Source organism: Sunxiuqinia sp. A32 (assembly GCF_052690465.1).
Map to the genome: position 1 here is coordinate 113,258 of NZ_JBQYLI010000007.1, position 26,850 is coordinate 140,107.

The 26,850-nt window shown below is 37.4% G+C and carries 24 protein-coding genes and 1 tRNA gene; 4 read left to right on the plus strand and 21 right to left on the minus strand.

Going from position 1 to position 26,850, the window contains the following annotated elements; all coding sequences use genetic code 11:
* Positions 1–4: 4 nt before the first annotated feature.
* From ACUNWD_RS09205 to ACUNWD_RS09215, 3 genes are all read right to left on the minus strand, one after another.
* Positions 5–811 (minus strand): hypothetical protein, encoded by an 807-nt coding sequence (locus tag ACUNWD_RS09205; protein ID WP_445587504.1) that lies wholly within the window; start codon positions 809–811, stop codon positions 5–7.
* Complete coding sequence (locus tag ACUNWD_RS09210; RefSeq protein ID WP_445587505.1) at positions 801–1,169, minus strand: heavy-metal-associated domain-containing protein; 369 nt, start codon at positions 1,167–1,169, stop codon at positions 801–803. Before ACUNWD_RS09210 ends, ACUNWD_RS09205 begins: the two co-directional genes overlap by 11 nt.
* Before the next feature lie 128 nt (positions 1,170–1,297).
* Positions 1,298–1,693: a heavy-metal-associated domain-containing protein gene (locus tag ACUNWD_RS09215; protein ID WP_445587506.1), complete on the minus strand. Its 396-nt coding sequence runs from the start codon at positions 1,691–1,693 to the stop codon at positions 1,298–1,300.
* Positions 1,694–1,783: 90 nt separating this feature from the next.
* On the opposite strand from ACUNWD_RS09215, the gene ACUNWD_RS09220 reads away from it, so the two are divergent.
* Positions 1,784–1,855 (plus strand) — tRNA-Thr (locus ACUNWD_RS09220).
* Positions 1,856–1,979: 124 nt separating this feature from the next.
* On the opposite strand, the gene ACUNWD_RS09225 is transcribed toward ACUNWD_RS09220, so the two are convergent.
* The 4 genes from ACUNWD_RS09225 to ACUNWD_RS09240 all read right to left on the minus strand — a co-directional run bounded on the left by ACUNWD_RS09225 (position 1,980) and on the right by ACUNWD_RS09240 (position 9,167).
* A complete protein-coding gene (locus tag ACUNWD_RS09225; RefSeq protein WP_445587507.1) occupies positions 1,980–3,587 on the minus strand; it encodes an efflux RND transporter periplasmic adaptor subunit in 1,608 nt (535 codons plus the stop codon).
* A gap of 36 nt (positions 3,588–3,623) precedes the next feature.
* Entirely contained in the window at positions 3,624–4,859 is a 1,236-nt protein-coding gene (locus tag ACUNWD_RS09230; protein WP_445587508.1) for a TolC family protein, read from the minus strand.
* On the minus strand, positions 4,856–8,662 hold the full coding sequence (locus tag ACUNWD_RS09235; RefSeq protein WP_445587509.1) for an efflux RND transporter permease subunit: 3,807 nt from the start codon (positions 8,660–8,662) through the stop codon (positions 4,856–4,858). The genes ACUNWD_RS09230 and ACUNWD_RS09235 overlap by 4 nt, the downstream gene beginning before the upstream one ends.
* 127 nt (positions 8,663–8,789) lie before the next feature.
* Positions 8,790–9,167, minus strand: a complete 378-nt coding sequence (locus ACUNWD_RS09240) for an HYC_CC_PP family protein (protein WP_445587510.1) — start codon at positions 9,165–9,167, stop codon at positions 8,790–8,792.
* A 107-nt stretch (positions 9,168–9,274) separates the two neighbouring features.
* On the opposite strand from ACUNWD_RS09240, the gene ACUNWD_RS09245 reads away from it, so the two are divergent.
* A complete protein-coding gene (locus ACUNWD_RS09245) occupies positions 9,275–10,417 on the plus strand; it encodes an aldose epimerase family protein (RefSeq protein WP_445587511.1) in 1,143 nt (380 codons plus the stop codon).
* A gap of 85 nt (positions 10,418–10,502) precedes the next feature.
* Here ACUNWD_RS09245 and ACUNWD_RS09250 read toward each other — a convergent pair whose 3' ends face one another.
* Positions 10,503–10,784: a cytoplasmic protein gene (locus ACUNWD_RS09250; RefSeq protein ID WP_445587512.1), complete on the minus strand. Its 282-nt coding sequence runs from the start codon at positions 10,782–10,784 to the stop codon at positions 10,503–10,505.
* 108 nt (positions 10,785–10,892) lie between these two features.
* Between ACUNWD_RS09250 and ACUNWD_RS09255 the strand changes: the two genes are divergently transcribed.
* Positions 10,893–11,918 carry a zinc-dependent alcohol dehydrogenase family protein gene (locus ACUNWD_RS09255; RefSeq protein WP_445587513.1) on the plus strand — a complete coding sequence of 342 codons (1,026 nt, stop codon included), beginning with the start codon at positions 10,893–10,895 and terminating at the stop codon, positions 11,916–11,918.
* A gap of 7 nt (positions 11,919–11,925) precedes the next feature.
* On the opposite strand, the gene ACUNWD_RS09260 is transcribed toward ACUNWD_RS09255, so the two are convergent.
* The gene (locus tag ACUNWD_RS09260) at positions 11,926–12,471 is read right to left on the minus strand and encodes a hypothetical protein (RefSeq protein WP_445587514.1); all 546 of its coding nucleotides are present in this window, start codon (positions 12,469–12,471) and stop codon (positions 11,926–11,928) included.
* Positions 12,472–12,622: 151 nt separating this feature from the next.
* Between ACUNWD_RS09260 and ACUNWD_RS09265 the strand changes: the two genes are divergently transcribed.
* A complete protein-coding gene (locus ACUNWD_RS09265; protein WP_445587515.1) occupies positions 12,623–13,456 on the plus strand; it encodes a hypothetical protein in 834 nt (277 codons plus the stop codon).
* A gap of 97 nt (positions 13,457–13,553) precedes the next feature.
* Here ACUNWD_RS09265 and ACUNWD_RS09270 read toward each other — a convergent pair whose 3' ends face one another.
* The 12 genes from ACUNWD_RS09270 to ACUNWD_RS09325 all read right to left on the minus strand — a co-directional run bounded on the left by ACUNWD_RS09270 (position 13,554) and on the right by ACUNWD_RS09325 (position 26,805).
* On the minus strand, positions 13,554–13,940 hold the full coding sequence (locus ACUNWD_RS09270) for a pyridoxamine 5'-phosphate oxidase family protein (protein ID WP_445587516.1): 387 nt from the start codon (positions 13,938–13,940) through the stop codon (positions 13,554–13,556).
* A gap of 164 nt (positions 13,941–14,104) precedes the next feature.
* The gene (locus ACUNWD_RS09275; protein ID WP_445587517.1) at positions 14,105–14,677 is read right to left on the minus strand and encodes a Crp/Fnr family transcriptional regulator; all 573 of its coding nucleotides are present in this window, start codon (positions 14,675–14,677) and stop codon (positions 14,105–14,107) included.
* A gap of 47 nt (positions 14,678–14,724) precedes the next feature.
* Entirely contained in the window at positions 14,725–15,324 is a 600-nt protein-coding gene (locus ACUNWD_RS09280; RefSeq protein WP_445587518.1) for a MarC family protein, read from the minus strand.
* A gap of 156 nt (positions 15,325–15,480) precedes the next feature.
* The gene (locus tag ACUNWD_RS09285) at positions 15,481–17,745 is read right to left on the minus strand and encodes a glycoside hydrolase family 2 protein (RefSeq protein WP_445587519.1); all 2,265 of its coding nucleotides are present in this window, start codon (positions 17,743–17,745) and stop codon (positions 15,481–15,483) included.
* Positions 17,746–17,946: 201 nt separating this feature from the next.
* The gene (locus ACUNWD_RS09290) at positions 17,947–18,618 is read right to left on the minus strand and encodes a hypothetical protein (RefSeq protein ID WP_445587520.1); all 672 of its coding nucleotides are present in this window, start codon (positions 18,616–18,618) and stop codon (positions 17,947–17,949) included.
* A gap of 136 nt (positions 18,619–18,754) precedes the next feature.
* Positions 18,755–18,991, minus strand: coding sequence for a CDGSH iron-sulfur domain-containing protein (locus ACUNWD_RS09295; protein ID WP_445587521.1), 237 nt, complete (start codon positions 18,989–18,991; stop codon positions 18,755–18,757).
* A 149-nt stretch (positions 18,992–19,140) separates the two neighbouring features.
* Positions 19,141–20,040, minus strand: coding sequence for a DUF4382 domain-containing protein (locus ACUNWD_RS09300; RefSeq protein ID WP_445587522.1), 900 nt, complete (start codon positions 20,038–20,040; stop codon positions 19,141–19,143).
* Between the two features lie 122 nt (positions 20,041–20,162).
* On the minus strand, positions 20,163–21,077 hold the full coding sequence (locus tag ACUNWD_RS09305; RefSeq protein WP_445587523.1) for a Cbp1 family collagen-binding glycoprotein adhesin: 915 nt from the start codon (positions 21,075–21,077) through the stop codon (positions 20,163–20,165).
* Between the two features lie 176 nt (positions 21,078–21,253).
* Positions 21,254–22,603: a sigma-54-dependent transcriptional regulator gene (locus ACUNWD_RS09310; protein ID WP_445587524.1), complete on the minus strand. Its 1,350-nt coding sequence runs from the start codon at positions 22,601–22,603 to the stop codon at positions 21,254–21,256.
* Positions 22,604–22,693: 90 nt separating this feature from the next.
* Positions 22,694–25,105: an ATP-binding protein gene (locus ACUNWD_RS09315; RefSeq protein ID WP_445587525.1), complete on the minus strand. Its 2,412-nt coding sequence runs from the start codon at positions 25,103–25,105 to the stop codon at positions 22,694–22,696.
* Positions 25,106–25,240: 135 nt separating this feature from the next.
* Positions 25,241–25,747, minus strand: coding sequence for an O-acetyl-ADP-ribose deacetylase (locus ACUNWD_RS09320; protein WP_445587526.1), 507 nt, complete (start codon positions 25,745–25,747; stop codon positions 25,241–25,243).
* 155 nt (positions 25,748–25,902) lie between these two features.
* Positions 25,903–26,805: an EamA family transporter gene (locus tag ACUNWD_RS09325; protein ID WP_445587527.1), complete on the minus strand. Its 903-nt coding sequence runs from the start codon at positions 26,803–26,805 to the stop codon at positions 25,903–25,905.
* Positions 26,806–26,850 lie beyond the last annotated feature (45 nt).

The window sequence follows — 26,850 nt, forward strand, 5'->3', positions numbered from 1 at the left end:
GTTTTTAGAACAACAACCGAACGCCTGTTATTAAACGTGCTCCATTTTTCATTCCAGTTGACTTTGATGAATTCACTGGAATTTGATAAAGAGTTTCAAATTTGAAATGCGGTGAAACCAGCTGAAATCCAGGTGAAATAAATCCAAATGATACAGATTCTCCCATTTGAGGATTACTTCTTACAAACGACAATTCCTGAACAGGTGAAATCACCAGGTTATTTAGCTTACGTAATACGAAATTTCGTGAGATAGCCATGTTTAACTGCACTTCCCCAGATTCAGATTCTTTCAATTCTGTGTTGTAGTTTACCCATTCGTAGGCACTATTAAAATCAAACGACCAGAAAGTAGGTCTATACGATGCATTTACTCCGATTTTTGGACTGTACGTTTTCGACATTGAACTTTTCCATATTGGGAAAGTTGAACCAGCAAAGCCAGCTATACCAAAAGAATAGTTTCGGGTATTTTTGCGAAGCAGCTTCACTTTCCCCATGAAAAAAGGATCCATCCATCGATCTGCCATTATCATCATCGTTTCATTTTTACCAACAGCCATATATCCGTTTCGCATCATCAATGTAATGTCAGGCGTTACCCCATAAGCAATTACTATCGGCATCATGTGCATAATCATTTGATTATCCCCCATTTTACTAAGGACATTTCGGTATTGCATACGTATAATGATCCGATCTTGAGCGGGAGTAAGACCAGCATCCACACTTATTCCTTCCGCACGAGTGTTGCTTGATTGCAGCACAAAGATGCCGGCCAATATCAACACCAAATAAACTCTATTCTTCATCGTCATTCTTTGATTGAATTTTTTCACCTGGAGTAAAATTCGCTTTCTTAATACGTTTGGTAATCTCTTCGTCTGTTGGAACAACTTTGTCGTTGGTCCAAATTAACACTTGTTGCTTTTCCCAACTTGCTTTCACTTTTTCAACACCATCAAGTTTATTAAGCTGTTTTTCAAGGGCCGATTCACATCCTGGACAATCCATCCCGAAAACTTCATAACATACATTTGGCTCACATACAATAGAATCCTGTTGAACACCTATATTATAGGTTGTATCAATTTCAAGAGCCTGAGCAGAAATCATTCCACATAGAAAGAAGAAAAACACACTTATTCTCCTGAGTACTGAGTATTTCATAAATCACGATTTAAATGTTTTTGAAAAAAATTGTATTTGCAAAATGAAGCAACCCAATAAAGGTTGCTTCACAATTTTCAAATACATGACAATTTATTGAAAATAATGTTTTTAAAATCTTCTAAAAATTAATGTTGATGGTCATGATTGTGTTCATGATCATGAACCTGTGATTTATCCTTATTAACGTTCTCATTGCGGTCATATTTACAACATCTAGGTAATTTTTCATAAACATCATCACCAGACTTGTGCAATGGTGTATCATGCCCGACCATAGCAATTGCTTTTTGAACACGATGTATATCAGTTTCACTTTCTTCAAAAGTCACTTCAATCATCTTGGTTTTCTTATCCCAATCAGCCAAGCTAACACCCTCAACCGAGTTGGCAGCTTTTTCAATACGCTTTTCACACATTCCACAATTGCCTTTTACTTCAAACTTCACCGTTTTGTCCTTTGCAAATACACTCCCGGCACCTATACTCATTAAGAATGCCATCATAATTACTTTTGTTTTCATCTTGATTACTTTTTAAAATTAATACTTCAAAATTTTCTTTGCTTGCATATTGATTTTTAGTTTTCTCTCTCCTAATTTTATCTGACCTAAGCCTCTTTAGCTCAGCGGTAGAGCAGCTCACTCGTAATGAGCAGGTCGTGGGTTCAAATCCCATGAGAGGCTCAATAAATGCGGGAGTAGCTAAGTGGAAGTCCGTCAGTTGACGAATCCCAAACTATGGGCCGTCGGTTCGATCCCTGTTTCTCGCTCATGTTTTCTGGCTTCAGTCTACGCGAAATTCTTTTTTCTACTCACGATATAAACAACATTCCGGTAATTCATTATAAACAGAATCAGGTGCATTATACTTTTCAGTATCGTGTCCAACGCTAGCAATTGCTTGCTGAACTTTATCCACACTTGTTTTTGTTTGATCATATTGCAGATGTACCACCTGCTCATCTGCATCCCACTTTGCAGCGATTACTCCTGTAACCGATAGAGCAGCTTCTTCAATACGATCTTTACACATCTCACAATTGCCGGAGACCTTAAACATGGTATGCTCTTCACCACCGGAAGATTTTTGCTTCATGCTTTCCATATCCATCTCACCATGTTGATGATTGGTTGGTGCAACTCCCCCTTCGGGATTCATCATGCTTGGTAAACCTTGTAATTGGGCTGCTGCATCAATTTTGAACACACCATTGACTGCAACTTCTTCACCTTCGTTCAATCCATCGGAAATGACATAGTTGTTACCTGTTTCCGGCCCCAGTTTAATATCCCGGAAGCTGAATGTTGGATTTTCCGTATCCGGAACTTTAACATACACCACAGAGCGTTTACCTGTCCACAGCACGGCTGATTTTGGAATTAGTAACTCGTTAGTATTTTCTGCTTTATCCGACTCTACGATTCCGTTAACAAACATCTCCGGTTTTAATGTTTGTTTTGAATTGTTCACCACCAACCGGACTTTCGCTACCCGGCTATTCGAATTTAGAAATGGATCGATATAGCTGACTTTTCCACTAAACTCTTTTCCCGGAAGAGCCTGAACTGTAAATTTCACGGGATCCCCGATTTTAAGCCATGGCAGGTCGCTTTCATAAGCATCAAATAAAACCCATAGCTGCTTGAGGTTAATGAGTTGAAACAATTGCTGGCCTGTTTTTACATAATCGCCTACGGACACATGACGCATCATCACCGTTCCCGAAATAGTTGCCAATATATCAAAGTACGTTTGCGGTTCTCCCTTATTTTCAATGGATAAAATTTGGGCATCAGTCAGATCCCATAATTTTAATTTCTCTCGTGACGCTTTGTACAAGGATGGACGTGACTCTTTTAATTTAACAGTTTCCAACAATTCGCGCTGGGCAGTTACCAGTTCCGGCGAGTAAATGGTTGCCAACTTTTCACCTTCCTGAACTTGTTGTCCGGTATAGTTTACAAAGAGCTTCTCAATTCGTCCGCCAAAACGTGCCGTTATTTCAGCTATATTTCGTTCATCTGCCTGTACTTTCCCCTGCAAATAAATCTGTTTTTCGGCGGCACCTTTTCTAATCACCATGGTTTGAATGTCAGCCAGTTTGGTTGCCGATTCGGTCATGACAATATCATTAGGATTGGTAGCATCCTGATTTGATTCGACAGTAGCTAAAGGAATCAAATCCATCGCACAAATGGGACACTTTCCGGGCTTGTCTGTGCGCACTTGCGGGTGCATGGAACAAGTCCAAACTGTTGACTCCTCAGCATGATCGTGCTCATCATGCATCACAGGTTTGATGGGCGATGGCGCTTCACCAGAAGGGCTAATAATCCAACCCAGTAGCAACCCCACAATTAAAACTACAAGCACCAACCCATAATTTTCTTTTATTTTTTGAATGAAATTTTTCATTGTTGTCAATTCTTTTGTTCAAAATTCTAACCTTCTTTATTTTCCCATCAGATAATTGATAAACGACAGGGCCGCTTGCTTATCAGATCGAGCCTTTTCAAGCTCTAATTTATAAAGCAACAGTTTTCGTTCCATTCGAAGAATTTCCTCGAAATTTTTACCGGAATTGCTGTAGTCTGTTTCCAAAAGATCGATAGACATTCGTGCTAACTTAGACTGATTTGCATTCAGTGTGATTCGCCGATCCGCATCCAGAAAGTCCTTCCACCCCTGTTCGAAAACTGTTTCGAGCACATTAGACTTATTCAGCTTTTCACTTTGTTTCGCACTTTCCAGGTACACAGCCTCATTAATCATTGATTTGTACTTTTTTCTGTAAAGAGGAATCGTAATCCCAACCTGCGGAAGGACAAATGCATCATTGCCCGACAAATTGTTGTCTCCTTTACCGATAAAAGTGTAATCAACTCCAATCATTATTTTGGGAAGACCTTCTTTTCTGGCAGCTTCCTGCTTAAATTGTAAAGCTTCTTGTTGCATATCCAGACTGAGTAATTGATGATTCTGATCCAAAATGCTATCAAGAATTGCTTCTTTAGAATACAACATTCCCTCATCCCACAGAGTATCCGGGAGTATGATACGATCCTCACGTTCGCGATTCAGCAGTTTATTAAACATTACTTTCTGTGCAAATAGCTTATCCCGTAACAATGCCAGTTGATTTTCCAGATCGCCAATTTCCATTTCAATGCGATATTCGTCAATCAATGAGCTCATTCCGGCTTCTACTTTAATGATTGCCAATTTTTGCAACGATGAAAGTAATTTAAGGTTATCCCTGGTAGCATCAATCGCCTTGTTAGTGAAGTAAAGGTTGAAATATGTACTCCTGACTTCATTAAAAAGCTTCGCCTTGGTTTCCAGAAATAGTCCATATTTGGCCTTGGCAGCACTTGTAGCTGCATCTTCTTTGGCTCGCAGTGTTCCAAACCACGGGAACATTTGCGAAGCTGAAAGCTTAAAATTCATCGGGCCATTGCGAGTTTCCACTGGCTTGACAAAATAGCCGAAAGCCACCTGAGGATCAGGTAAACTGCTCACCTGAGGCACGGTCTCCAGAGCTGCCATGTATTCGTTAAAAGCAGCTTGCAGACCAGGATTATTTTCAGCGCCTGTTTGCAAATACCCATTGAGTTCTTGCTGAGCTTTTGCGTTAAATGGAACGAATAGCACAAAGCAAAATATGATTATATATGTTATTTTTTTCATGACTGTGCTTTTTTGAGTGAACGTTTCAGTTGGCTTTCCTGCCACATGCTGAACAGAACAGGTACGACAAACATGGTCATTACCTGGATGATCATTCCTCCAAAAGAAGGGATAGCCATCGGCACCATAATATCCGAACCTTTACCCGTTGAAGTGAGCACAGGAATTAAAGCAATAATCGTTGTAGCAGCTGTCATCATGGCTGGGCGCACCCGTTGCGATCCGGCTTCCAGTATCGATTGCCTGATCTCAGCAACCGTACCAGGTTTGTTTCTGCTGAAGACCTGTTTCAAGTAAGTTCCCATTATTACCCCATCGTCGGTGGCTACTCCAAACAACGCTATGAAGCCAACCCAGACCGCCACACTTAGATTGACGGTTCCCATTTGAAACATGTCCCGGATATTGATTCCTCCCAGACTGAAATTCATAAACCAACTTTGTCCGTATAACCAAAGCATGAGGAATCCACCTGAAAAGGCAACTAAAATTCCTGAGAAGGTCATCGCGGACATGGTCACCGATTTAAACTGGAAATAAAGAATCAGAAAAATGACGATGAGTGAAATTGGTACAACAATCAGCAATCGCTTAGTGGCCCTGATCTGGTTCTCGTAGTTTCCTGTGAAAATATATTTTACGCCGGAAGGAATTGATATTTCCCCGGAATCAATTTTAGCCTGTAGATACCTTTGCGCATTTTCAACCACATCGACCTCAGCATAGCCTGGCTTTTTATCGAAAATGACATAACCGACCAGAAAAGTATCTTCACTTTTAATCATCTGTGGGCCACGAGTATATTGGACGTCAACCAGCTCGCCCAGTGGAACCTGAACGCCCGCCGGAGTTGGAATGAGAACTCTTTTTAGATCGTCTGGGTTATCCCGAAACTCGCGGGCATAGCGCACCCGAACCGGATAACGTTCTCGTCCTTCCACAGTTGTCGTGAGTTGCATACCTCCAATGGCACTGCCAATAACCGACTGCAATCCCTGAATCGTCAATCCATAGCGAGAAAGCGCTTCTCGGTTAATCTTCAACTCAATGTAAGGTTTACCAACCACCCTATCGGCAAAAACCGACATCGGCTCAACACCATCTACATTCTTCAGTTCATTTTCCAACTCGTACCCCACTTTTTCAATGGTCTCGAGATCCGGTCCAAATACCTTAATCCCCATAGGGGCGCGCATACCGGTTTGCAACATCACCAAACGTGTTTGAATAGGTTGCAATTTGGGTGCGGAAGTTAAACCTGGAATACTAGATTCTTTGATAATTTCCTGCCAAATATCATCTGGTGAATGTATGTTTTCACGCCATTGACGGAAATATTCACCGTTTTTATCTTCAACCAGATTTTCCTTGTTAATCAATCGGAAACCATCAGTTTTTGGATCATATGTGGAACCGTCTTTCAACAAATACTGATTTTTTTTATTGACTTTAAAACGCATGCGCTGGCCGTCCTCGTTAAGAATATATTCGGATTTGTAATTGATTATATTCTCGTACATCGAAATCGGTGCCGGGTCTAAAGCCGAATTTACACGTCCCCATTTTCCAACAACATTTTCCACTTCAGGGATGGCATTGACCTTTTTATCGAGCATGGCGATTACTTCCAGATTTTCCTGAATACCGGAATGAGGCATGGTAGTCGGCATTAGCAAAAAAGAACCTTCATCCAGGTTGGGCATGAATTCCTTACCGATCCCTGGAAACCGATCACTTGTTGCCTGCCAAGCTTTAGTGTCTTTCACAAAATCAGGCATAAAGTTGAAAGTTTTGTTGAAACCTTGCCAAATCACAATTCCCAGGATAACAACAAAAATCGGGACACTCAGGAAAGTCCATTTATGAGCCAGGCACCACTTAAGTATCGAAGAATAAAAATGGACGATGGTCATCAATGAACCAAGAATGACGCCGATTACTGCAATGGCAAACAGAAAGTTGGCCAACATTGAATTTTGTGCTCCCATCGGCATCCATGCTTTGGTTAAGAAGAACACCACTACAATGAGAGTAATTGCCACATTGATATAATTTGTGAATTGTTTACGATTCTCTGACCAGCGGTATTCCAACAAGTTATTAATACCGATCCCAATCAGAGCTAAACCTATCCAATTGCCCGAAATAATTGGCAAAACAATTCCGGCAACAATAAGAATACTATTGAACAGTATTTTCACTCTTCGCTTGTCAAAACGAATAGAAAAAATAAGGTTTGCAAATGCAGGAATGAAAACCAAGCCAATGAATAAAGCCGAAATCATAGCAAAAGTTTTCGTGAATGCCAGTGGTTTGAAGAGTTTCCCCTCAGCTGCTTCCATTGCAAAAACAGGCAAAAAGCTTATAACAGTAGTTGCAAGGGCAGTAATAACCGCACCTGCTACTTCAATAGTCGCATCATATACAATGGTTAATAGTCTTTTGCCTTTTGCTCCAAGGTTTTCCACCATCTCCAGATGTCGGATGATATTTTCCGTGAAAACCACACCGACATCAACCATCACTCCAATAGCAATTGCAATTCCAGAAAGTGCAACGATGTTAGCATCAACCCCAAACCGCCGCATAAAGATAAAAGTCATCAATACGCCAATTGGGAGCAAGCTGGAAATGAGGAACGACGCTCTCAAATTTAACACCAAAACAATCACCACAAGAATACTGATCAATATCTCTAGAGAAAGTGCTTCCTCCAATGTTCCAAGCGTTTCTTTAATCAAACCGGTACGGTCGTAAAATGGAACGATTGTTACCTTAGAAACTGTGCCATCGACCAAAGTTTTGGAGGGCAAGCCGGGAGCAATCTCGGCAATTTTAGCTTTAAGGTTCTCGATGGTTTTCATGGGATTAGCACCATATCGGGCAACCACCACGCCACCAACTGCTTCAGCACCTCCTTTGTCGAGGCCACCACGGCGAGTTGCCGGGCCAAAGTTCACTTTCGCCACATCTTTAATCCGAATGGGAACATTGTTATGAACACTCACAACGCTTTCTTCCAAATCCTGAATATTCTCAATATACCCCAAAGCACGAATCAGGTATTCAGCACGGTTGTATTCAAGGGTCCGGGCACCAATATCAAGATTACTGTTTTTTACAGCATTCATGATTTGCATGACATTGACACCGTTGGCCTTCATTGCATTGGGATCAATATCTACCTGGTATTCTTTTACGAAACCTCCTATAGAGGCCACTTCGGCAACACCCTTAGCTGCAGTGAGTGAATAACGAACGTAATAATCCTGTACAGAGCGTAATTCCTGAGGATCCCATCCTCCAGAGGGATTACCATCTTTGTCGCGGCCTTCCAGCGTGTACCAATATATTTGGCCTAATGCTGTAGCATCAGGTCCCAAGGCGGGTGTCACATCATTGGGCAAAGTACCTTGTGGAAGTGAATTAAGTTTTTCAAGAATTCGAGTTCGGCTCCAGTAAAATTCCACATCCTCATCAAAAATGATGTAAATACTGGATAGCCCAAAAATAGAATTACTCCGAATGGTTTTCACTCCTGGAATTCCCAGCAATGAAGTAGTCAACGGATAGGAAATCTGATCTTCGATATCCTGTGGTGACCGTCCAGGCCATTCGGTATATACAATTTGCTGGTTTTCACCGATGTCAGGAATAGCATCCACCGGTACGGGATCATTGGGCAAAATTCCAATATCCCACCTAAACGGTGAATTGACGATTCCCCAACTCACGAATATGATGAGTAACAGAAATGTAACCAGCTTATTTCCTAAAAAGAAACGAATGAATTTATTCAGCATACCGTTCCATGTTTATGGTTATTTGAATTGATATTAAAAATGTCATTTACAGACAAATAAGATGCATGCGAATACATCTGCCTAATTCCGGGATTAAAGAATCTTAAAACCGGACTAATTCAAAAAATCATAAACGGTAAACCTGAACATCAGAAAGGAAATGAAGTACATCTTTTGGCGGCGGAGACTCACCAAAATTCAATGCACTTAATGTCGTATTTATTTCTTCCTGTCTTTCAATACAAAACTGGGGAATTTCAAACGTTACAAAAGTGAAATAGTAGACATGGTCAATTACAACCGGCGAGGTGTAATCCTGATTCAAATGAAAAGCTTGTGATTCATCATGACAGCAACCATCTTGCATATCACAACAGGAGTCAACATTTCCGGTAATAGACAAGTCAACCAATTCATCGCCACAATAATGTTTGGTAATAGTAAAACCAATACTGGCTACTATTAACATTAATGTCATCGTAATATGAATAAATCGTTTTGTCATCACTTATGAAACGTAAAATTATATAAATTTGTTTGCAATCTGCAAATTATGCAGGCTATTAACATTCCTTTAAATACTATTGATCCCAATTTAAAGCATAAAAATCTATGAAAAACCTACTACTAGTAATTATCATGACAATGGCATTTGCCTGCCAGGAAGCGAAAAAACCAGTTGAACTTAATTACTCAAAAGCTGACTTTGAATCAACTGTGAATGGAAAAGAAACAACCCTGTTTACATTGGAAAATGCGAATGGAATGATCGTTACTCTTACCAACTATGGAGCAAAAATTGTATCCGTCATCGTTCCCGACAAGGATGGAAACATGGCAGATGTAACTCAGGGGTTTAAGTCAATTGAAGAGTATAAAACGTTAGATGCAGGACAAGGAGCAGTTGTTGGGCCATACGCAAACCGGATTGGCAATGCTCAATTTGAATTAAATGGCGAAGTTTACCATTTGGAAGTAAATAATCACAAAGCAAACCTTCATTCAGGGAAAAATAGCTTTTATCGCCAGGTTTATGATGCAAAACAAATCGACACAGAAGATGGGCAAGCGGTTGAAATGACTTTATTGAGTGCAGATGGCGCTTCTGGATTTCCCGGCAATAAGGAAGTGAAAGTGACTTACACCTTAACGAACAACAACGAATTGAAAATTGATTACCAGGCAACTACAGATAAAGCCTGCCCATTCAACCTTACCAATCACGTTTATTTTAATTTGAAAGGTGAAGGAAATGGAAACATTCTTGATCACATCGTGGTGATTGATGCTGACTCAACGACTGAGGTAGTAAACAACGAATTGATTCCAACTGGAAAGATTGTTTCTATTAAAGGAACTGATATGGATTTCACCTCTCCTCATGCTGTTGGTGAACGTATTGAATCTGAAATGCCAGCCATTGCTGTAGCAGGTGGATACGATCACAACTACATTTTAAATAAAGATCAGGAAGCTGGAGAGCTAACTTTCTGTGCAAGCGTTTATGAACCAGTCTCCGGACGTTATTTGGAAGTATTTACCACAGAACCTGCAGTGCAGTTTTACACCGGAAACTTTTTAAATGGTTCGCTCACCGGAAGAAGTGGAAAGAAATACGAACATCGTTATGGATTGTGCCTGGAAACACAACATTATCCGGATTCACCGAATCATCCTAATTTTCCAAATACAGTTTTGGAACCGGGTGATACTTTAAAATCCACTACAATTTTTAAGTTCTCAGTAAAAGATTAAAACAATAATCCCGAATATATTCAAAAGGCTTGCAATAAATGCGAGCCTTTTGTTTTACGATAGATTACGGATTAAACTTTCAGAATCAATTTGCCGAAATCCACATTATAGGATCCATCAGTACAACCAGATACCATTGGTCATCCGACCTTTCATGCTTAATAATAAACTCTTTATTGGTTCTCGTAAGAACTTTAAAATAATCTGCTGCAGGAAATTCAGGTATATTATCTAATTGATACCAGCGATCGCGTATTGCAATGATATCGTATTCTTTATCATTCAAAAAAAAGCAGGTTGGATATTCTTCAGATTTATATCCACTATAAGTGCGAACCTGGATCGGTATGTTTTTAACACGTACCATCACTTTATTAATTTCCTTTTAGTAGACTGTCCCCTATTTCTTTTTACGTCAAGCTGCTTCTTCAGGTTTATTTTGTAATCATTCATTTCTATATTAATTTTAGTTATTATGAAAGCATGGGTTATCGATAAAATCACGGATTTAACGAAAGAATCTAATCCTTTAAAATTGGTTGAACTCCCCAAACCTATTCCTAAGGACGGAGAACTACTGATTAAAATAAATGCGTGTGGTGTTTGTCATACCGAAATTGATGAGATTGAAGGGCGAACTCCCCCATCACATTTCCCAATGATACCTGGTCACCAAGCTATTGGAACAATTGAAAAAATAACATCCAATTATTCTCAATTCAAAAAAGGCGACCGAGTTGGTGTCGCCTGGATTTTTTCAAGTTGTGGAAAATGTGAATATTGTAAAAGTGGTCGGGAAAACCTTTGTGCTGAATTCATGGCGACCGGTAGAGACGCGCATGGAGGTTATGCGGAATATATGGTAGTTCCTGAAAATTTTGCGTATAAAATACCTGATACTTTTTCAGATGCAGAAGCTGCTCCTCTACTGTGCGCAGGAGCAATAGGCTATCGCTCAGTTTCTCTGGCAAACGTGACAAACGGCAAAGCAATTGGGTTAACAGGCTTTGGTGCTTCTGCTCATTTGGTTTTGAAATTGTTGAAATTTCAATATCCCGAATGTGAAATTTTTGTTTTCGCCAGAAGCCAAAAGGAACGCGAATTTGCTATTAAACTTGGAGCGGCCTGGTCTGGTGACACCACGGATCAACCACCAAAACTGCTGGATAGTATCATTGATACGACTCCAGTTTGGAAGCCTGTTGTGTCAGCACTGAATTGTCTAAAACCTGGAGGTCGGTTGGTGATTAATGCCATTCGGAAAGAATGGATAGATACAGAATACCTTCAACAAATTGATTATGGACAGCATCTCTGGATGGAGAAAGAAATTAAAAGTGTCGCCAATGTAACAAGCACAGATGTTCGTGAATTTATAAGAATCGCTGCAGAAATGCCTTTTAAACCGGAAATAGAAACCTATCCGTTTGAGAAAGCCAATCAGGCGATTATGGATATAAAAGAACGAAAAATAAGAGGAGCAAAAGTCTTGATCATATGAAAACACACTAAAGTTTTTTTAAGAAGTGGTAGCATCTTAAAATTCCTTTCCCTGCCTCCAGCTTTTTTATTGGGGATAAATTAATCTGTTCTCTTGCCTCATTTACATCTTCCAACTTTAGAACCTCATTATCCGACATTTTTTTGGTCATCATTTTTACAACCGTTTTCAGGGTCGATCCTTTAAATCGAACAACATGCTTTCCTGTTCGTGCCGGATGAATGTGAATAAATCGATCAGAGTCTTCTCCCAACCGTAATATCCATTCCGACTGGTCCACTAATTTTATAGACCGATGCCCTCCATTCCGATCAAGCCAAATCTTAAATTCGTTAGAAGAAAATAGATTTTCAGTGCTAAGTATATCAATGATCGATTTGGCGATTTGAAATGAAGTGAATTCTCCAATATAAATGTCTATATAGTTATGGCAAAGCGGATCCAATAGTTCAATAAATTCAGCAGTTGAAGATTTAGCTAAAACCTCCAACATATAATTGCGATGGTGTTTAAAGGCATTAAAACGTATTGGCACCGGAACTTCATTCATCATAAAAAGCTATTTATCACATTAAAGTTACAATTAATCAGCTGAGATATAAATGAGTATTTGACGTTCAAAATCTTAAAACTACCATTAGGTAAACATGCAAATTTTTGTTAGTTTGGTGATTCATTTTAACAGGTCAGAAAAAAGATTAGACATGAAAAAATATACGCTCATTTCGTTATTTATATTCTTTAGTAGTGTATTATTTGCACAATCAAATTACAAATATGTAATTATACCAACTCAATTTTCAGAGATTGGCAGTGGATTTAATCCACATAATATTAGTTCAAGCATCCAGCGAATACTAAATGAAAAAGGTATTAAAAGTGCTTTTGAATCAAGCGATCGCCCTTTTGACTACTGTGATGCCTTAAGAGTTAATTTAGTCAATACCTCCAACATGTTTAAAAATAAGCTGAAAGTGAAATTTTTTGACTGCCAAAATAGAATGGTTTGGGAAAGTGACGGTAGTGGTATTTCTAAAGAATATGATAAAGGATTTGCCGAAGCATTTGAAGACGCCATTAAGGATTTGGACGAGTTACCACTAAATAAAAATGCAGCAAAAATTCAAATTAAGGTAACTGAGACACCAGCAGAAGAACCTATTGCAGAAACGGAAGTCAACTTAGTTCCAGAAGCGAAACCTATAAAAGCCGAGTCTCCAGCTATCGAGGGTGATGCCGATTCAGAAATTTATCGTCCTACTAATCTTTTTTACAATTATCGGTATTCAGTTGATGTAATCGAAAATACTGATGGCTCCCTTAAAATTTTAATTTTAAACGGAGAATCATTAGGCTACGACAAGCTGCAAGTAATTGCAAAACTTAGTCCTTCGGGTTTAGATGATGTATATACCGTTCGTTGGACAAAACCAGATGGAAATCAGCTTGATGGACTTGCAAATATGACTGGAAAAACTTTAAAAATTTCGTTGCAGGATGGTGATTCAAAAGAGGTAATTCAGCTTGCAAAATATTAATGATAAGTCAGAATATTTGGCGTAAGCATACTGATATGCAACTTCCAATATTCTGACTTTGATGAAAGCTTTGAATTAAAAATAATCATTCATCTATTTATAACATTTGCTTTGCTTTAGTTACTGTAACTTCGAACACACGAGAGAGAAACGAAAACTTCTCTTTCATAAAATCATATTCTTCTCCTGACTCAATATAAGCTGCAGTTCCTTCAATCAAAAAGCCAGTACCCGGATAGTTCTTATATCCTTCTACATCTTTACTTCCCAGTGTGAGTTTAACCTCGTTATTTACTTTTATATTCTTTTCTGTTTTCCGAAACCCGTAAGCAGGTATTAAAATTCGTTCGTCTTCGGTAATCACTAGAAAGGAATTCCAGGTATTTACAACGTGTGGCACTACTCCCCACGAAGTAATTGAGACTACTCCCTCATGATCGATTACTTCGTAGAATTTCTCTGATAATTTTTTCTTTTCACTCATTGTTCTGAATTTAATATTTTCAACTCGGCTTATTTGGGTTGCCAAAAACATCTGCGCGGAAAAACAATGCTTCCCTCTGCTTTTAACGAAGCCGATAGTACTTTACACCATGCAAAGCTATAGACCACGAATGTGAAAAAAATTAAGCTGGTTTAAGAAAATAATTAGAGGTGCTTTTTTCTAAGTTCACTTACATATTCGGGTGTAAGTCCAAGGTAGGAAGCAATCATATATTGGGGAACACGTTGCATGAATTCAGGAAATGAGGTACTAAAATGAATGTAAAATTCTTCTTTCGTTAATTCATACATATATTTAATTCGTAGCTGCGATGCAGCCAAAGCACGTTGCATCGAAATACGCAGGTAACGCTCCATTTTCGGAAGCTCCTTTAACATTTCCTCAAATGCGGTATGACTAATTGATAAAATTTCTGATTTCTCAACGGCCTGAATATAATACTCGGATGGGGTCCTGTCCATAAAGCTAAAATAGTCCGACATCCACCATCTATCAATTGCAAATTGTGTAATCTGTTCAACCGCCCTTTCATCAATAAAATACATTCTCAAACAGCCTTTCTCAACAAAAAATAGATCGTGGCATACGTCTCCTTCTTTCAACAAAAAGTCTTTCTTTTTTAGTTGATGAGAATCAATATAATTACAAAGAATACTGATCTCTTTTTCATCCAGATCAATGTGTTGCTGAATACTATGAATCAGATTTGTGAACATTACCAAAGTCTTACAAATAAATAATAGATATGGGTTTCAATACAAAATTACAGAAACATATTTTTTATCCCTACCAACACCATATTAATACCAATAGCACCAATAAAAAACCCATTTAGCCGCAAAAGTACTTCCATATTTTTGTCAAAGGCTGTTTTAAATTTTTTCATTTCCAGAGAATCCCGAACCTTCTTCATAAAAAAAAGGATTAAAAAATTTAAACCAAAAATGATGAAAAGTGCAACTGTACCCAGCACCAAGGCATGCTTTTGCGAAAGCAAAATACTCAGAGAAATTGCACCTGCTCCCACCATAAAGGGCAATGCTATTTCAGATGCCAAGTCATCCAGGTTTTCTTTAATCATTATCAATGCTTTTTGTCCCTTAACAATATAGAAATAGGCATATGAAAAGATAATGATGCCACCAAAAATTCGGAATGACTCAAAATTTAGTTGAAATATTTTCGCAAAAATGAACTCACCAAAATAGAAAAAAACTGCACAAACAATAAATGAAATCAATGTCGCCTTTAAAATTACAATCATGAAGTCTTTATGAGAAAGATCCTTACGAATGGGTTCCAGGTAAAGAAACAATGCAAATGGATTTAACATGACGATAAACTCGATGATAGATGATAGCATGGCGGTATATTTTGGTAATAAACTACGAGTTTAAGGAATCAACAGTAGCTTTCCAAATAATAAGTATTCGAATTAACTCGCCCAAAAATGAAAACACCTGTAGGATGACACGATTCCTACAGATGCTAAAACTATCTCTTAAATTGACTGATCTTTCTATTTACGATACAAAAAGTGAACTATGCCAACATCGATAAATTGATTCCCAACTGTTTGCTTGCAGTAAACTGCTATGGTATTTAAGCTACCTATTTTCAAGCTCTTTTTTGCCTCATCGCTTATTACCAGCAACTCGTATTTAGAAGAATGTCCTTTGCCAGATGCTGCCAGAACACCATTAATATGTACTTCAAAATCTTCATCGTGCATAATTTTCAGAAATAAATCATCTGAATCAATCTGATTGATTTCAAATGATTTTCGTAACCATATTTTATCCGTATCCCAATTGGTGTTCACTTTCCCTTTCTCGATATTCCCATGCCCAAAACCGGCCTGACCAAGTTCCCACGAGGCATCATCAAAAGATCCAGTTGTCCAATTTTTAGCAGGTTCTTTAAAAGTGTATTTCCATACGGTTGCTGCATTTGATGCAATTGGAAGTATTTCATCGGTTTTTACTATTACATTTTCAATAAGCTTTTCATTGATCTTTTTCATCTTATCAATGTCAACTTTTGAAACACGATCGTAAGATAAAAATCCATTTATCTCCTGTTCCACATCTGTAAGTTGTGTAAAAACAGCCCCACTCATTCCATCCTCCGACTTATATTGAGCCAACATTTGAATATATCCTTCATAAATATCTTCCAATTTTTCGGCTGTATTAACCATGATCATACTCACACCAGAATCGGGCATCCACTCATGATCTTCAAGCGCAAAGCCGACACTTCCAAACTCACCGCAAGCAGTCGCCATTGTTTCACTTTCAATAGCTCTGGGTGAAGGATATGAGTGATAATCGAGAATATCTCCAACGTAATCTTTGAAAATATTATCACTTGCAGGATTTATCAGTCGTGATGAATCTTTTGAACGAACAAGCTCGACCATCCGACCAGTTAGATTATTGCCATTTTCATCTTTTTGCCCCTGTGTCTCATTATATATTACCCAGGTTGTAATTGAAGGTGAATTATACCTTCCATCAATCATCCGCTCAAGTTCCTTACGGTATTGAAGGGTATCAACCGGAGGTGGATTGTGTCGGTATGAATTTGCAGAAGGCATATCCTGCCATACCATAATCCCTAATTTATCGGCCCAGTAATACCAACGTTGCCGCTCAACTTTCAGGTGTTTACGAACCATATTATAACCAAAGTCTTTTTGAATCTGCACATCGAATTTTAAAGCTTCGTCAGTTGGTGCTGTGTAAATCCCATCGGGCCAATAACCTTGATCCAGAAATCCTAGATTATAGACAAATTCATTATTCAAAAAAATCTTTGGATTTCCTCCCTCATTAGCGATACTTACCTTTCTCATTCCGAAATAACTATCGACCTTATCAAAAACCGTTGATCCTTTCACTAACTCAACCGTTAGATCATATAAAAATGGAGATTTCGGAGACCACAATTTTGCATCTTTTATCGGTATGCTAAATTCATTTCCAGCAGTCCCAGTGACAGTAGCTACGATTTTCCCATTGTCAAAAGCTTTTGCAACAACCTTAACTCCAGCTTGAATATTGTCCGCAAAGACAGCCAATTTCAATTGATCATTATCTATATCGGGCGTCATTTTTAATTGATCAATATGACAATTTTCAACTGGCTCCATCCATACTGTTTGCCAGATTCCAGTCACAGGAGTGTACATAATCAGTAAATTATGTGGAGGTGTTTCCTGTTTGCCACGAGGAATACCCTTAGCTTCAGTAGGATCATAAACTCGAACAAGTAATTCTTGCTCTATGCCTTTTACCAAATATGGCGAAATATTATAGCTTATCTCATCATATCCCCCCTGATGAATTCCAAGGCTTTTTCCATTGATGAAAATTTCAGATTCCCAATCAATGGCACCAAAATGAAGTAAAATTTGCTTTCCATCCCAATCTTCAGGAACAGAAAAAGTACGCCGATACCAGATGTGCTCGTGTTGCTCCATCACACCCGAAAGTGCAGATTCTACTGGAAATGGAACTAATATTGTATCGCTTAAAGTCTTTCCAATAGGTGGATTTTCTCCTGCTTCACCTACCTGAAACTCCCATACCCCATTTAAATTAAGCCAATCCGCTCTTTCCATTTGTGGCCTCGGATATTCGGGAAGTAGGTTTTCGATATCCAAATCGTCTGCCCAGCGGGTCATTAACGGCGCTTGTTTTAACGTCCAATTTTGAGAATATACTGTACTAGCCAGAAACGTACCTATAAGTAAAACTAGAAGCCTGAAAAATAATTTCATGAATTCATGATTAGTTGGTTATAAATTATTACACGAAGATAATACTGGAAGTATTGAATATTTACTCACTAAAAACACCAAGATATTTCAAAATGATAGTGGTACAATGGCTTAGAATCAGCCAATTCAAGTAAAGACTTATGCGAAATAAGATACCTATATTATTGATTTAGAATTTAATGGACTTGATTATTAGAAAAGTTACACAACTTGATTATTGGCAGCCATTTCACGATCCTTTTCTCTTAGTATCAACAATATAATTACAGCCCAAAACAATGTGCTAAATAAATAGAAAGAGTAAAAGACATTCTGCACCGTGTTATTAGCCAAAATCTCCAATGATTGATTCACAAAAGCTGCTTCAAAAAATCGAATTAATGTAGATAAAGCAACAATTACATATAAAAATCCAGCGAGCCGTTGAGTTTTATTCATTCGTTGATTTAGAATGAGAAAAACGCTGCATCCCGTAAAAAACAAACCAAGCAAACCGGAGTTAACAACAATTCGAGTGTTTTCAATAGAGGACAGAAACGAGATGAAAATTAATGACATCAAAATTGGAACGACCAATAATCTATAAAAATGTCTGGAATTAAAAGTTCTTTTTGCAAATGCTATGCTATAAAACTCTAAAAAGTGAGCAGTGAAAATAAATACGTTAAACACCCCAATAGCAAATAGATCTGGAATTTTGCCCCTTAATACATACAAAGGTGCCATCATTAAAAACAAAAATCGGGAACTGATATATATACGAATAGATTTATCTCTGTCTTTATTAATCAATAAATAGGCAGTAAAAAAAAGAGCAATAAGAATATTACCAGCAAAAATTAACGTAAATACAGATTCTATATCAATATTCATTGGTTTGATAATTTATTCAAAACTAACAAATTACTCATCAATATTCTTATTTCTGCATGAAATTCCTTTTTAATCGATTGTTTGTTGTCTCATTAAATCTTGACCAAGATTAATCTGATTAAAAATATTCAACTTTCTATAAACTTCGATGAGTTCCATCGCAAAACGGAGGATTGCTGGTTTGCTTGCAACGACACCAGAAGACGGTCTGAATTTGATCAATCTTCACTTCCCTGGGTTTGAAATTTGTCACTTTATGAGATCCATCGCAAAAAGGTTGATTTTTGCTCCGACCACAAGCGCACCAATAATAAGTACCCGGTTGCATTTCCATCATTAATGGTGATCTCTCAGCTATTTTTGGTTTTTCCATGATTGTCTAATTTTATATGATATCTACTAAACAAAACAAAAGTGCAAAAGTTGATCTTCTCATTTACAGAAAAAGCTGCTCGATAATATCGAACAGCTTTTCAAATCCAATCCAATGAATATTATTTCAGACACTTAAAATCTTAAAATTTACTCACCACCTTCTTCGGCTGGTGCGTCTGCAACTTCCTCTACCGGTGTCAACTCAATATCAACCATGGTTGAACTTCCTTCGGTAACATCAACATTCCAAACCGTATCGTTAATGAAACCTTCCAGCTCGGTAGTTAAAAAGTAAGTACCTCCCAATAAACCAATAACTTTGTATTTACCATCAACATCTGTAAAAGAAGAAGTTACTAAGCTATCCTCCATTTCAGCTTCGCCTGGAAGCCAAACTTTTACCGATGCATTTTCGAGAACTGTTTCAGTCGTATCAGTTACCATACCTTCAATGCGACCTGTCATTCCCATTAATACTCCGCGGACAACGGGTTTAAAATTAAATCCATTAATATTTCCACCTTTCCAATTTCCTTTAACAACAAAGGATTTACTTACGTCAAAGTCAAGCAACACGTCTGCTGTTTGTCCTTCAGTCAATTCAATTGCAGGTTCTATTTTTACTTTTAGACCACTCGATGAACCACTTGGAATTTTAAGATCAAATTCAGTATCATCCGTTAACACAACTTTAGAGTTGACAACATGTAATCTAATCATATCATACATTCCAGCATCCAATTCGGCAGAAGCCAAATTTTCAGTGATGCCATTTGAAAGCATTAATAAATCTATTTCAGCTTCCTCCTCAGAAAGAACAATAAAAGAAGCTTCCGTAGAATCGGTTGCTTGTTTCCTAATTTCAACTTTATCAATGGTGACCATTGTTTTTGACACTAGATCTACTGGGAATGGTGCATCGGTCAGATAAATATTTACAGTTCCTTTACCTTCAAGTGAAGAAACAGAATTGTCTTCACTGCAAGAAATCAAAACAAAAATACCTACAACGAACACACCTAATAAAAATCCGATTTTTCTCATCATCTATTATTTTTAGTTTTCTATAATTATTGTTTGGTAATTTTTAAAAGTTAAAGCCGCAGTTGAATTCAATTACGGCAATAACCTTATCTATTTAATGAATTCTATGTCTTTTTGTTCAAATGTTATTTCACTTCGATAACTGCATATTTTGAAATTTTCCAGAATTCTTCCGGATTTTCAATTTGCAAATATGATACCATACCATCTTCTTCAACTAAACTGTATGAACTGTCTGGATGTTCAGAAATAATCGTTGCTTTTTTTGAGTGAAGAGGAATTGTTTTTGTATCCTGAATATTCAATTCAGTAAAATAATCACCATCAAAATTTTCCTCAATAGCTGTATGTCTTCCAATCCATAAAAATCCACCATCCTTTGTCAGCAGACCTCTTTCTTTCAGCTCCTTATAAGTACCGTAAGCAATATACGCTTTGTTGAGCTCATTTGTTTTCTGATTGATTACTTCTTGCTTCATCTCCAGAGTATCCGATTTTTTAGCAATCTCAAACTCCATTTCATCGACTTTTTTATTCAAATCAGCAATCATAAAATCACGCTCTTCAACATCCTTTTTAAGCTCTGCAATCTGCATGTTCTGATCTTCAATACTCTTTGTCAGATTTGCAATTTTCTTCTTGAAGGAATTCAGTTGGAATCCTGAATTTTTTAAATTTTTCTCAAGATCAGCAATGTGTTTGCTACTTTCTTCCAACATTTCATTCATTAAACTGATATCTGCGAGAATAGCTTGCTTCTGATCTTTTCCACCCTCTGTTTCAGTATCAATTGAAAGTTGCTTGCGTTTCTCCTTGATGAATTTCAAATTTTGTTCAATTTGATTAAACGCATCAACGAGTTCGTTAACAACAGAATCGCGCTCAGAGAGCACTTGATTAATGTTTTCGTTTTCTGATTGAAGTGTAGACACCTCAGTTACTTTCTGATTGTAAAAGTATACACTGGCTCCAACGCCAGTAATAATAATGGCCAATGCAATCAATATGGTCGTTAAGAGTGTTTTTTTGTTATAATTCATGACTTTACCCTCCTTGATTAATTTGTAAAAAAACTAAAGCGAGAAGGTATTCGCAACACTTATGCCAAAATCACAACACACACACATTCAACGATTTAAATCAAGATAGACGAGTCTGATTTTTATCAAAATGATTTATTGATTTCCATAATGATAATTTGGATTGAAATACCAGTTTAGCCTCTATTCTCTTTTAACATGCGATATATGGTAGCAACACCGATATCCAGTTTTTCGGCTACTGTTTTGGTATTATTGTCATACCGATCCATATATTTCTTGACAATACGGATATCATATTCCCGCAAAGTCATTTCCTCAGAAAGAAGCGTATCGATATTCTGATGATCACCTAAAATTAAGTGCTCTTCAGTAATTTCATTTTCATCAGCCATTGTGACGGCTAATTCGATAACTGATTTCAATTCACGAACATTTCCGGGAAAAGGATAGGCCAATAATTTATTGATTGCCGATTTTTCAAGAGATTTAAGTTCCATCTGATTTTCTTTGCAAAATTCAGTTATAAAATGTTTAGCCAAAACAATAACATCATTTCCCCGATCGCGCAACGGTGGTAACTCAATTGGAAGCCCATAAAGACGATAATATAAATCTTGTCTGAAATTACCATTTTTCACCTCATCCAATAAGTTTTTATTGGTCGCAATGATAATTCGGCACTCGGTTTTTACTGGATTATTACTTCCAATTCTAATGATTTCCTTTTCCTGAAGTGCCCTTAAAAGTTTGGCTTGCAAAGAAATATCCATTTCCGCTATTTCATCCAGAAATAGTGTTCCCGAGCTGGCTTCTTCAAATTTTCCAATTCGTCGTGAACTCGCCCCTGTAAAAGAACCTTTTTCATGTCCAAATAATTCACTCTCTATCAACTCTTTAGGAATTGCAGCAACATTAACAGGAACAAAAGGTTTCTTCGCCCGCTTGGAATTATAATGAATCGCCTTTGCAACCAACTCTTTCCCTGTACCGGTTTCACCTGTTACAGAAACAGTGATATTTGTGCGAGTTGCTTTTTCAATTAAATCAAATATTTTCTGGGTGGCAGTATCATTGCCAACAATGGAATTCTGATAGCTATATTTTTTACGAACTTCCTTTCGCAAGGACTTTATTTCGTCTTTAAGTCGGACACCCTTTTGAATGTTGCTAACCGTATTTAGCAAGCGTTCCCGAATGTCTTTGGATTTCACGATGTAATCGTATGCTCCATGTTTCAACAATTCAACCACCACTTCAATATCATCCTGCTCCGAAATGAGGATCACTTGAATATCTTCATCCAATTCTTTTATTTGCTTTAAAACTTCAAGCCCTTTCATATCAGGCAACCGATAATCCAGCGTTACAACATCCGGTTTTTGATGAAGATTATCCAGGCAACTTTTGCCATCGCTAAAAGCCTGTATTTCATAATCAGGGTTTAATGAAAGATTATGAACGAGCAAACGATTATACCATTCGTCATCTTCAACTACAAATATTTTAAAGGCATTGGAATCCATACATTAACGTCTAAAAGCTGAGTCAGCGCACTTCTACTAAGCAAATGAAACTATTATTCAAACAAAAGACAACAAAAAAGCATACTGAAATCAACCAATTTCTTCTTCCAGGTACTCCTGCAATTGATTATCCAATAAAGTTATTTCCTTTTTAAGCTGTTCAAATTTATTTTTTAGAAGTTCTTCATCTTGGTTTGTTTCTGCAATTAGCTGCAATTGTTTTACTGTTTGATGCACTTCAGTAACATTCATATGCTTCACCGGAGCAGCGAGTTTATGAGCAATATCAGCAATCGCTTGCCAATCACTATTTTCAAAACTCTGTTCGATTAAATCAATACTATTTTTGCTTGACTTCAAGAAAATATTAATCATTTCTTTCAAAAATGAAGGATCTCCATTTGACATACTCTCCAAGGTACTCAAGTCAATTTCATAACTCTTAACTGCTGGTTTTCCAGTACTTTCAGCGGGTTTTTCAGTACCTTTCATCGTTTCCGTAATAACATCATGCAGTTTTACTTCAGAAAACGGCTTTTCCAAATGATTGTCAAAGCCAACATCTTTGTACCGGTCAAAATCCTTCACATGGCTGTTTGCAGTCAAGGCAATTATCTTCGCCGGGTAACCATTCTCCTTAAATTTCTTAGCAGCATCAATACCATTTAAAACCGGCATCCGAATATCCATTAGAATCAAGCCAAAGTCAAATTTCTCACCTAATTCCAATGCTTTTTGCCCATCTTCAGCTTCCTGAAATTCGACTTTCCATTTGCTAAGAATATTTTTTAAAAGATGGCGATTAAACTCTTCATCATCCACAATTAAAACAGTCACTCCTTTTAAAACACGAGGTGCAGATAAATTTCTTATTACGTTTTGAATTTTATTAGAATTTCCTTTTCTGAATGGAATAGTGAGATGAAAAGTCGTTCCCACATTAATTTCACTTTCAAGACTAACCCCACCACCAAGCAACTCCACCAATTTTTTCACGATGTACAGTCCCAGCCCAGTTCCTCTTGCCTTTTTATTTGCATCAGTTTCTAACTGGACAAAATCATTAAATATGAGTTCCCTGCTATCCTTCGGAATACCAATACCGGTATCTGTCACACTAATGGAAAGAACTTCGACATCACTACTTCCACTATTTTTTACATTCAATGTGACACTACCTGTATCCGTAAATTTAATTGCATTTGTTACCAGGTTAATCAGTACCTGTTTTAACCTTCCCTGGTCTCCAAACAACACCAATCCATCAGGATATTCTTTTTCGATAATGAAATTAATTCCCTTAACCGCTGCACTTTCTTTATTAAACAGCTCCACCTTTTCCAACACTTCATCCAGCAAAAAATCTACTGGTTCCAACTGAATTCGCTGGTTTTCAATTCTGGTAAAGTCAAATGTATCGTTAACCAGATCTATTAAATGTTTGGTTGATTTGTAAATTACATCTAAATCCTTCTGAGTTTTAGGATCATGCCCACGTTGAAGAAGTTGTTCCGATAAACCAAAAATTGCATTTACGGGTGTTCGCATCTCATGACTTACAGTAGCGACAAAAAGCTCTTTGGTTCGTGCTAATTTTTCAGCTTCAGTTTTAGCTTCTTTTAAAACACGTTGGTAGGCCCTGGATTTTCTTAAATCGCGGTAAAAAAGGAACAATACCAGAATCATCAGAAATACCGCTGCGATCGTAAACATGGCAAGTCGCTTATAAGTAACTGACGCCAAACGATCGGCTTCCTGTGTTTTCTGTAACAAGTTTTCCTGCTCTTGATTTTCAAGTTCTTCAATAATACTACCCAGCGCCTCATTTACCGTTATATTCTTCTGCATCAAGGCTGTTTCCCGTGAAGCAATAAGCAAATTTCTGTCTGCTATTTCTTTTTCCAATGCAGCAATTTCCTGCCGCATAGTTTCTTTCTCTTCTGTCCGATCGACAATTACGGGCTTTGGCGGTTCTGGTTTCTTTCCAAACAATCGTTTAATGAAGCCTACTTTCTCTGCCTCTTCAAAATGAATCGTATCTTTTTCGACACTTATGGTATCTAACTTTTCGTAATAATCAGAAAATGTTTCATGCTCATCTTCCTTTGAAATATGCAGCGTCAGTATGTTTTCCCAGATGATTAATTTTTGACGCGCCAGCACACTTAAAGAATCAAGAAGAATCTTCGTTTCATCTCCGGAAAAAGCATAATCCTGCAAATCAATCAATTTAGATCGAACTTCCTCATTTAAGGTATAGTAAGGAGATAAGTAACTGCGCTTATTACTTATAGTGTAGAGTTTTACAGTGTTTTCAATCTCTGTCAAATCAGAATTAATATCCTTGATCAACAGTAATTTGTAATCGGGGCGTGCTTCTTTGTGAACCGAATCTACAATTTCAGTTAAACTTTCATACACCAGATTACCTGAAAGTACCATAAGTACCAACATGATAATGGTGAGTAAAGTAATAGGTATTTCAACCTTGATTTTTTTCATGCAATTTGCTGATAAGTTTTACAAAAGAAATTTACTCAAAAGCTTGTAATTTCCTTTCGGATGTATCCAACATCTATAAATCCTGATAAAAACTTAACATTATATTTTAATCAGTTATTAAAAAGTTATTCATTTCTATTCCTCAATCAATTTTTGATATATTTCAAGGTTCTCTTCATCAAAAACACAAAAATAAACCTGCTCAAGGGTATCATTCTTTTTCAGAAATTCCCGCACTGTTTTTACGGCAATTTTGGCTGCAAGTTCTTTCGGAAAATGATATACGCCAGTGCTAATATTTGGAAAGGCAATAGAATCGAGCTCGTGCTTTACAGCAAGCTCCAAACTGGAGCGATAAGCAGATGCTAATAATTCTTCTTCCTTGTTTTTTCCGCCATACCAAACCGGACCAACTGTATGTATTACATATCGACAAGGTAACCTGTAGGCATTCGTTATTTTAGCGTTTCCAGTTTCACAGCCATTCAACTTTTTACATTCATCCAACAGCTTAGGCCCTGCTGCTCTATGAATAGCTCCATCCACTCCTCCCCCTCCAAGCAAACTACTATTTGCTGCATTTACTATCGCATCTACATGCATTTCTGTGATATCACCATGGTATAATTCAATTCTTTCCATTGTAAATAGATTAGCTAATAGTTCATTAAAACAAATAAAAGTCTGTATCGACTAGAAACATCTACCATTGAAACGGATGTTCATTTTAATTGTTTTCTAAATTTAGCTCAATGAAGAAAGAATACGGGAAGAATTAAGAAGAAATGGAAATATTGTTAAGCACTTCCTAAGCTAATCATTAAAATACCAGCTAAAATTCCTAACAAATAAAGTCCCTTTTGACGAATGTTCTTTTCTTTAAACAACAATGCACCTGTTATAAACGCAACAACCACCCCGCCTCGCCTGATCGCTGAAATGATCGAAATCATCGCTCCTTCATAGCTCAATGCATAAAAATAAAGAAAGTCAGTCAACAATAAAACTAATCCAATGGCAGGGATCGTCCATCGCCATTCAAATGGAATGCGTTTTTCCTTTTTGATTGAATAGCGGGTAATCGCTAAAACCGGTCCCAATAAAAGTACCTGGTAAATTGTGAACCACGACTGTACTGCAAGTCGATCTATTTTTCGAATAATAAACTTATCATACAAACCACTGGTGGCAGCCAAAAGCGTACCTGCGATGATGAAAAAGATCCATTTATTTCGTCTGAAATGAATGCCTTCAAGTTTACCAGCAGCTGATAGTAAATAGAAAAACAACAGTGTAGTAATAACTCCAAGCCACTGCAATACATTCAGTGACTCATTAAAAATCAAAATTGCTCCAATTAAAGTCCATATTGGACTGGTGGAACGTATCGGTGCAACAATCGTAATAGGAAGGTTTTTCAATGCAAAAAAGGAAAATATCCAACTCGAAACAACGATTACCGACTTCAGTAAAATCAGTAAATGTTCGGTCAAAGAAATAGAAGGAACGAAAATGTGAATTGACTTAAAAAATTCAGGATGAAGCGAGGAGCCTATCATTATTGGCACAACAGCGATTGCTGATGCCAGACTTGAAAAAAACAAAACCGGGAAGACCGCATTTCCATTAACGGAAAGCTTCTTAAAAACATCGTAAATCCCCAACACAAAAGCCGAACTCAACGCTAGAAAAACCCACATAACTGGTTATATTTTCCGCAAAGAAACGACTTTCAGATTTCAATG

Excerpts from the sequence above, each read along its gene's own strand:
- ACUNWD_RS09205 (WP_445587504.1), bottom strand. The coding sequence starts at position 811 with ATGAAGAATAGAGTTTATTTGGTGTTGATATTGGCCGGCATCTTTGTG.
- ACUNWD_RS09210 (WP_445587505.1), bottom strand. The coding sequence starts at position 1,169 with ATGAAATACTCAGTACTCAGGAGAATAAGTGTGTTTTTCTTCTTTCTA.
- ACUNWD_RS09215 (WP_445587506.1), bottom strand. The coding sequence starts at position 1,693 with ATGAAAACAAAAGTAATTATGATGGCATTCTTAATGAGTATAGGTGCC.
- ACUNWD_RS09225 (WP_445587507.1), bottom strand. The coding sequence starts at position 3,587 with ATGAAAAATTTCATTCAAAAAATAAAAGAAAATTATGGGTTGGTGCTT.
- ACUNWD_RS09230 (WP_445587508.1), bottom strand. The coding sequence starts at position 4,859 with ATGAAAAAAATAACATATATAATCATATTTTGCTTTGTGCTATTCGTT.
- ACUNWD_RS09235 (WP_445587509.1), bottom strand. The coding sequence starts at position 8,662 with ATGCTGAATAAATTCATTCGTTTCTTTTTAGGAAATAAGCTGGTTACA.
- ACUNWD_RS09240 (WP_445587510.1), bottom strand. The coding sequence starts at position 9,167 with ATGACAAAACGATTTATTCATATTACGATGACATTAATGTTAATAGTA.
- ACUNWD_RS09245 (WP_445587511.1), top strand. The coding sequence starts at position 9,275 with ATGAAAAACCTACTACTAGTAATTATCATGACAATGGCATTTGCCTGC.
- ACUNWD_RS09250 (WP_445587512.1), bottom strand. The coding sequence starts at position 10,784 with ATGGTACGTGTTAAAAACATACCGATCCAGGTTCGCACTTATAGTGGA.
- ACUNWD_RS09255 (WP_445587513.1), top strand. The coding sequence starts at position 10,893 with ATGAAAGCATGGGTTATCGATAAAATCACGGATTTAACGAAAGAATCT.
- ACUNWD_RS09260 (WP_445587514.1), bottom strand. The coding sequence starts at position 12,471 with ATGATGAATGAAGTTCCGGTGCCAATACGTTTTAATGCCTTTAAACAC.
- ACUNWD_RS09265 (WP_445587515.1), top strand. The coding sequence starts at position 12,623 with ATGAAAAAATATACGCTCATTTCGTTATTTATATTCTTTAGTAGTGTA.
- ACUNWD_RS09270 (WP_445587516.1), bottom strand. The coding sequence starts at position 13,940 with ATGAGTGAAAAGAAAAAATTATCAGAGAAATTCTACGAAGTAATCGAT.
- ACUNWD_RS09275 (WP_445587517.1), bottom strand. The coding sequence starts at position 14,677 with ATGTTCACAAATCTGATTCATAGTATTCAGCAACACATTGATCTGGAT.
- ACUNWD_RS09280 (WP_445587518.1), bottom strand. The coding sequence starts at position 15,324 with ATGCTATCATCTATCATCGAGTTTATCGTCATGTTAAATCCATTTGCA.
- ACUNWD_RS09285 (WP_445587519.1), bottom strand. The coding sequence starts at position 17,745 with ATGAAATTATTTTTCAGGCTTCTAGTTTTACTTATAGGTACGTTTCTG.
- ACUNWD_RS09290 (WP_445587520.1), bottom strand. The coding sequence starts at position 18,618 with ATGAATATTGATATAGAATCTGTATTTACGTTAATTTTTGCTGGTAAT.
- ACUNWD_RS09295 (WP_445587521.1), bottom strand. The coding sequence starts at position 18,991 with ATGGAAAAACCAAAAATAGCTGAGAGATCACCATTAATGATGGAAATG.
- ACUNWD_RS09300 (WP_445587522.1), bottom strand. The coding sequence starts at position 20,040 with ATGATGAGAAAAATCGGATTTTTATTAGGTGTGTTCGTTGTAGGTATT.
- ACUNWD_RS09305 (WP_445587523.1), bottom strand. The coding sequence starts at position 21,077 with ATGAATTATAACAAAAAAACACTCTTAACGACCATATTGATTGCATTG.
- ACUNWD_RS09310 (WP_445587524.1), bottom strand. The coding sequence starts at position 22,603 with ATGGATTCCAATGCCTTTAAAATATTTGTAGTTGAAGATGACGAATGG.
- ACUNWD_RS09315 (WP_445587525.1), bottom strand. The coding sequence starts at position 25,105 with ATGAAAAAAATCAAGGTTGAAATACCTATTACTTTACTCACCATTATC.
- ACUNWD_RS09320 (WP_445587526.1), bottom strand. The coding sequence starts at position 25,747 with ATGGAAAGAATTGAATTATACCATGGTGATATCACAGAAATGCATGTA.
- ACUNWD_RS09325 (WP_445587527.1), bottom strand. The coding sequence starts at position 26,805 with ATGTGGGTTTTTCTAGCGTTGAGTTCGGCTTTTGTGTTGGGGATTTAC.